Annotated in this window: 1 protein-coding gene; it reads right to left on the bottom strand. The window is 65.2% G+C overall.

From position 1 onward, the window contains the following. Positions 1 to 6,798: amino acid adenylation domain-containing protein (locus ABZ789_RS12230; RefSeq protein WP_358423875.1), on the bottom strand; the 6,798-nt coding region annotated here is incomplete at its 3' end. Positions 6,799 to 6,884 lie beyond the last annotated feature (86 nt).

Below are 6,884 nucleotides of genomic sequence, written 5' to 3'. Positions count from 1 at the left end.
ATCACCCGCAATGTGATGCACCACGAACACCAACACGAACTCGTCCACCGCATCGACAACCCGCAACAGACGCACCCGCACCGGAACCTCGGACGTCACGTCGAAACCGGCCGTGATCAATTCTGTTGCCTGCGTGACGATGTCATCACCGGACAGCGAAACCGGAGTCAGATCGACCTCGACATCCGACGACGGCCGGACATCCTGGTAACCGACACCGTCGATCTCCGGATACACCGTCCTCAACGACTCGTGCCGCTCGACCACATCCGAGATCGCGGCGGCCAGCGCCGCCGTGTCCAGGTCACCCGACATGCGCAGTGCCATACCGACATTGTTGGTGCCGGAAGCCGTATCGAACCTGTTCAGGAACCACATGCGAGTCTGCGCCAACGACAACGGCACCCGATCCGGACGCTCCTGCGCCGCCAGGGCCAGATGTCCCGATCCCACATGGGATTGCACACGCTCGGCGACGCCCTCGACCGAGGAGGCTTCGAACAGCACGCGTACGGGCACATCGGAGTCCAGCGCAGCACCGATCCGCGAGACCACCCGCGTCGCGATGAGCGAGTTGCCGCCCAGTGCGAAGAAGTCGTCGTCCAGGCCCACCCGCTCCACGCCGAGCACCTCGGCGAACACTGCGGCCACAGTGTGCTGCACCGGCGTCACCGGCGCCCGGAACTCGCCGGCCTCGAAGACCGGCGCAGGCAGCGCCCGCCGATCCAGCTTGCCGTTGACCGTCAACGGCAGCGCGTCGAGAACCACGAACGCGGACGGCACCATGTAATCGGGTACGAGGTCGTTCACACCCGAACGCAAGCGAGAGATATCGAGCGAACCGGAATTGCCGACGACGTACGCGACGATGCGCGGGTCGCCGGGGGTGTCCTCCCGTACGACCACGGCCGCGTGGGAGACATCCGGCTGCACCGTGACGGCGGTCTCGATCTCGCCGAGCTCGATGCGGAAACCGCGGATCTTGACCTGGTCGTCGGCGCGTCCGAGATATTCCAGTTCACCCGTGGGGCTCCATCGAGCGATGTCGCCCGTCCGGTACAACCGGCCACCCGTGCGGGAGAACGGATCAGCGACGAATCTGGCCGACGTCAGTTCTCGGCGACCGAGATAACCGCGCGCCAACTGCCCACCCGCGACGTATATCTCACCGGGCACACCGACCGGCACCGGGCGAAGCCGGTCGTCCAGGACGAAGACGCTCAGGCCGGAGATCGGGTTTCCGACCACGCTGGGTGCGCCGGAAACCGCGAGGTCGATTCCGATCGGCCGGTACGAGACGTGCACGGTGGTCTCCGTGATCCCGTACATGTTGACGAGCTGCACCTTGTCGGCGTCGTGACGGGAGAACCATCCACCCAGGCGACGAGGCTCGAGCGCTTCACCGCCGAAGATGACGTACCGCAGAACGAGCCCGTCGTCATCGGCTCGCCGATCGGCTTCGTCCAACTGATAGAACGCGGAAGGTGTCTGGTTGAGGACTGTGACGCCTTCCCGCGCGAGTAGCTCGCGGAATTGATCGGGCGAGCGCGAGGTGAGGTAATCGACGACGACCAGGGTGCCGCCGTACAGGAGGGCCCCCCACAGTTCCCACACCGAGAAGTCGAAGGCGTACGAGTGGAACATCGTCCATACATCCGACGGCCCGAACTCGTAAAGATCTTCGGTGTTGACGAGCAGACTCACCACGTTGCGGTGCGGAACGAGGACGCCCTTGGGCCGCCCGGTCGATCCGGACGTGTAGATGACGTAGGCGGTGTTTGCCGGCGACAGCCGACGTCGGCGTTCGTCCGGCCCGATCGGCGATCCGTCGAGGGCCGACAGGTCGTCCACGTCCACAAGGATCGTCGGTATGTCGCCGCGATCGGGGAGTTCGGAATCGCTACGGGTGACGAGGACGGTCGGCGAGGCATCCTCGAGTAGGAAGGCGATGCGATCGTCAGGATAGTTCGGGTCCACCGGGAGGTACGCGCCACCGGCTTCGACGACCGCGACCAGAGCGACCACCAGGTCGATGGATCGCGGAAGGGACACCGCCACAAGAGATTCGGGACCAACCCCCAATTCGATGAGCTTGCGGGCCAGTCTGCGCGACCGCGACGCGAGTTCGCCGTAGGTCAGCGAGTCGTCGCCGAACCGAACTGCGGTCTCACGGGATCCTGCCACGACCTGCCGGCCGAACAGATCGGCGAGTGTTTCGTGTTCCGAGGACCGGTCTGCTCCGACCGAGTTCCACTCGGACAGAATGCGAGTGCGCTCCGTGTCGTCGAGTAGCTCGATGTCGCCGACGGGCATGTCCGGCGACTGCACCCCGCTACCGAGTACGCGAAGGAATCGGTGCGCGATGGACTCGATCGTGCGGGCGTCGAACAAAGCGGTCGCGTACTCGAAGGAAGCGTCGAGCCCGGACTCACCCGACACATCGGCGACGGTGAGCTGAAGGTCGAATTTCGCGGTCCCGACCTCGATTTCGGAGACTGCAACCTGCAATCCGTCGACCTCGACACCTGCCGCGGCGGGCGCTCCGACGTCCATCGACAGAACGACCTGGAAGAGCGGATGGCGGCCTGCCACACGGGCGGGATCGACAACCTCCACCAGCCGTTCGAAGGGAACGTTTGCGTGCGCGAGTGCGGAGGTGTCGACGGAACGAACCCGCCACACGAATTCTGCGAACGACATGGACGGATCCACGGGGGTGCGCAGGGCGAGCGTGTTGACGAACATGCCGACGAGATCGTCCAGGGCGGGTAGATCACGTCCGGATACCGGTGTGCCCACGACGATGTCGCGTGTACCGGACAGGCGAGAGAGAAGCACCGCCAGCGCGGCGTGCAGCACCATGAAGCGGGTGACACCGAGTTCGGACGCCAGCGCCGATATTCCCTCGACGGTCTCGGCGGAGATACGGAACCGGATCCGCGCTCCTTCACTCGCACCGTCCTCCGGACGTGGACGGTCGGTGGGAAGGTCGATCTGGTCCGGTACACCGTCGAGGACATCCGTCCAGAACCGGAGTTCACGGGAGACGAGCGAGTCGGGATGACTCTCCGAACCGAGGATTTCTCGTTGCCACAGCGTGTAGTCGGCGTACTGGACCTCGAGGGGGGCCCATCCTGGTTCCTGCTCGTCGATCCGCGCCGAGTATGCACGCAGGATGTCGCGCGAGAGCGGAACGAACGACAGGCCGTCCGCAGCGATGTGATGCAGGCTGAGCGCCACGACATGGTCGGTCGGGCCGAGGCGGAAGATCGACGCTCGGAAAGGCACCTCGGACGCCAGATCGAATCCGGCCTGGGCGAAGCGTCGAAGTTCGTCGTCGAGAGTGTCGGCGGAAACATCGACGATCTTCGTTTCGACGCAGGCCTCGTTCGCAGACAGGATTTTCTGGTACGGAGATCCGTCGTCTTCAGGGAAGACGGTGCGCAACGTCTCGTGGCGGACGACGATGTCGGACAGCGCCGCGACCATCGCGTCGACGTCGAGGCTTCCCTGCAGCCGCACGCCGAGAGGAAGGTTGTAGAGCGCGGACTCGGGTTCGAGCCGGTTGAGGAACCACAGGCGACGTTGGGCGGTCGACAGCGGCAGCCTCTCGGGGCGCACGGTGGTCCGGAGCACCGGAGACGGTGCTTCACCCGCAAGGATCGAGATACGCTCGGCGAGAGCGACGACGGTGGACGAATCGAAGAGCAACCGAACCGGGACGCGGACGCCCAGCTTCGTACCGATCAGGTGCGCCAGTTTGGTTGCGACGAGGGAGTTTCCGCCCAGTTCGAAGAAATCGTGGTCCAGACCCACCTCGTCGATGTCGAGGGTCTCGGCAAACGCGGCCGCCACCACGTGCTCGACGTGGCTGCGGGGTGCGCGGTATTCGGCGGTACCGGACACGACCGGCTGCGGCAATGCCTTGCGGTCGAGCTTTCCGCTTGTGTTCAGAGGAAACTCGTCGAGCACCATCACGAACGACGGCACCATGTACGACGGCAGCCGCAGGGCGACCTCGCGGCGCAGGGCTTCCGGATCGACCGGATCTCCTGCAGAAGGGACGACATAGGCTACGAGTTGATCGCCTGCGGGGCCGGTGACAAGTTGCGCCACCGCCCGTGTCACCCGGGAATTCTCCAGGAAAGCGGCTTCGATCTCACCGAGTTCGAGTCGTTGCCCTCGCAGCTTGACCTGGAAGTCGCTGCGTCCGACGTACTCGAGTTCCCCCTCGTCGGTCCAGAACACGAGGTCGCCGGTTCGGTAGAGCCGCGAACCCGGCGAACCGAACGCGTCGGCGACGAAACGGTCGGCGGTCAGGGCCGGCTGGGACGCATAACCTCGTGCGAGCTGGACACCCGCGAGATAGAGCTCACCCGTCACTCCGCGCGGAACGGGCTGCAGCTTCGAGTCGAGGACGTAGACCTGCGTGTTCCACACGGGACGACCGATCGGCACCGACGCCCGTTCTGCGTCCTCGTCGGCATCTGTGAACTCGTGGAAGGTGACGTCCACTGCGGCCTCGGTGGGACCGTACAGGTTGTGTACACGCACCTCCGGCAACAGCTCGACGAGCCGGCGCGCGGAACGAACCGGTAGTGCTTCGCCCGAGGCGAATACAGTGCGCAGCGACCGGCACCTCGCGGCGGTGTCGGTCGTGAACACCGCGAGCATGGACGGGACGAAGTGCATCGTGGTGATGCTCTCGTCCACGACGAGCTGTTGCAGGTAGTCCGGATCACGATGCCCGTCCGGCACGGCGACCACGAGGCGTGCACCTACGACGAGCGGCCAGAACAGCTCCCACACCGAGACGTCGAAAGTGATGGGAGTCTTCTGCATCACCGCATCCCGCGCGGTGAGCGGATACTCCGACTGCATCCAGGCCAAACGGTTGACGATCGCACCGTGCGTGATCGCGACACCCTTGGGCCGCCCGGTCGATCCGGAGGTGAACAGCACGTACGCGGTGTTCTCCGGACGGAGAGCCCCGAGTCGCTCCGGGTCGGAGATCCGACCGCCTGCGAAAGAGCCGAGATCGAGGTCGGCGACGGCATGAGTGGGCCGACCGAGGAAGACACTCCTGTCGGTGTCGGTGTCGGTGTCGGCGAGCACGACAACAGGCGCCGCAGTGTCCAGGATGTGGCGGATACGCTCGCCCGGCTGGTCGACGTCGACGGGGACGTACGCTCCCCCGGCACGAACGACGGCGTGGATAGCGACCAGCATGTCGATCGAGCGGCGCATCGCGACTGCGACATGCCGCTCCGGGCCGACCCCTTCGCCGATCAGAAAGCGCGCGAGCCGGCCGACTCGGTCGTCGAACTCGGCGAAGGACACACTTCGCCCCTCGAAGGTGACCGCAGGGGCATCGGGCGTGAACTCGACCTGCGCATCGAGCATCGATGCGAGGGTGGCCCCCGGGCTGTCGACCTGATGTGCCGTCCGATTGGGTTCGACGACGACCGCGTCGAACTCGTCGGCGTCCATCACCGCCACCGCACGTGCGATCCGGTCGCCCGGCGATTCGAGGAAACGCTCGAAGAATTCGAGGAACCGCCGGTGGTGTGCCTCGGACTCCGAGTCGGTGTAGACGTTGGGGTTGGTCTCGAAGTCGACGTGGGTCCGGGACCCGGCCACACTCTGGTAGACGTTGACGCTGAGGTCTTCCACCGTGCCGGTGGACAACACGTGCAGGCGCCCCGTGCTCTGGCCGATCGCAAGTTCGTTGTGGAACAGCATGAGGTTGATCAGAGGACCGAAGAACTCACGCTGGGTCCGGCCGGAGGTGGAGTCCCGACGGATGTCCTCGTGCCGGTAACGCTGGTGCCGGAGTGCGCCCGTGACCTCGAGGCGCACCTGGGTCAGAAGTGCCTCGATATCGACGTCGGGACCCACGTTCAATCGCAACGGCACGATGTTCGACACCATGCCGCCCGAGTTCTTCATGAACTTGGTGATGCGCGCCGTCACGGGAAGACTGAGGATCACCTCGTCGCTTCCGGTCATCCGGCCCAGATACGTTGCGAACGCTGCGATCACGAGGTTCGCGAGGGAGGTGTCGTGCCGTTCGGCCGCCTCCACGACCAGTCGGTCGATTCGTTCGGGCAGCCGTGCACTCGACACCCGGTTCACCGGGGCTGGCGGCCCGGTTCGCCGGCTGAGGCTCACCCCTTCTTCGAGTCCCGCGACACGGGCGAGCCAGTACTCGCGGTCGGCGCCGAACCGGGCCGACTGCCGGTAATCGTTCTCGTACTCACTGAGCCGGCGGAGGTCCCCGTCCGGAGCGGGCGGTTCGTCGGTACCGGTGGACCATGCGGTGTAGAGCTCGGCACAGCGGCTGACGAGTGTCGTCGCGGAGTAACCGTCGAGTGCGATGTGGTGCACGCGCGCGTACCAGAAGTATCGATGGTCGTCGATCCGGAGAAGAGCCGAGCGGACCAATCGATCCTCGAGCAGATCGAACGGGGCCCCGTATTCGGCACGCATCCACCGATGCGCAGCAGCTTCGGAATCGTCGTGCTCCCGCAGATCGACCAGAGGTACGGATTTGTCCTGGTCGTAGTCGATCAACTGGAAAGGCTGGGCGTCGACCTCGATCAAGCGAAGGAAGCCGGATCCCAGTTCACGAGCGGCCTGGGCCAGCGCGCGTGCGAGACGATCGGGGTCGACATCACCTTCGATGTCGACGTACTGCGCGATGGTGATCGGTACGTCGGGGTCGAGGTGCTGTGCGAACCAGATGCCCAGCTGGGCAGGTGAGAGAGGGAATGCTCCGTCGGGAAGAGATCCGGTCACGGCTCCTTCGGTGCCTGCGACGGAAGCTGCACGTGCCGGATCACTCGCAGTCCCGAACTCCGATGCGCCGAAACCCAGCGAATCCA

This window comes from Rhodococcus sp. NPDC047139 (assembly GCF_040643435.1).
Taxonomy (GTDB): Bacteria; Actinomycetota; Actinomycetes; order Mycobacteriales; family Mycobacteriaceae; genus Rhodococcus.
Note: the sequence above shows the minus strand (reverse complement) of the source record. Positions and strands in the feature narration are given on the sequence as shown.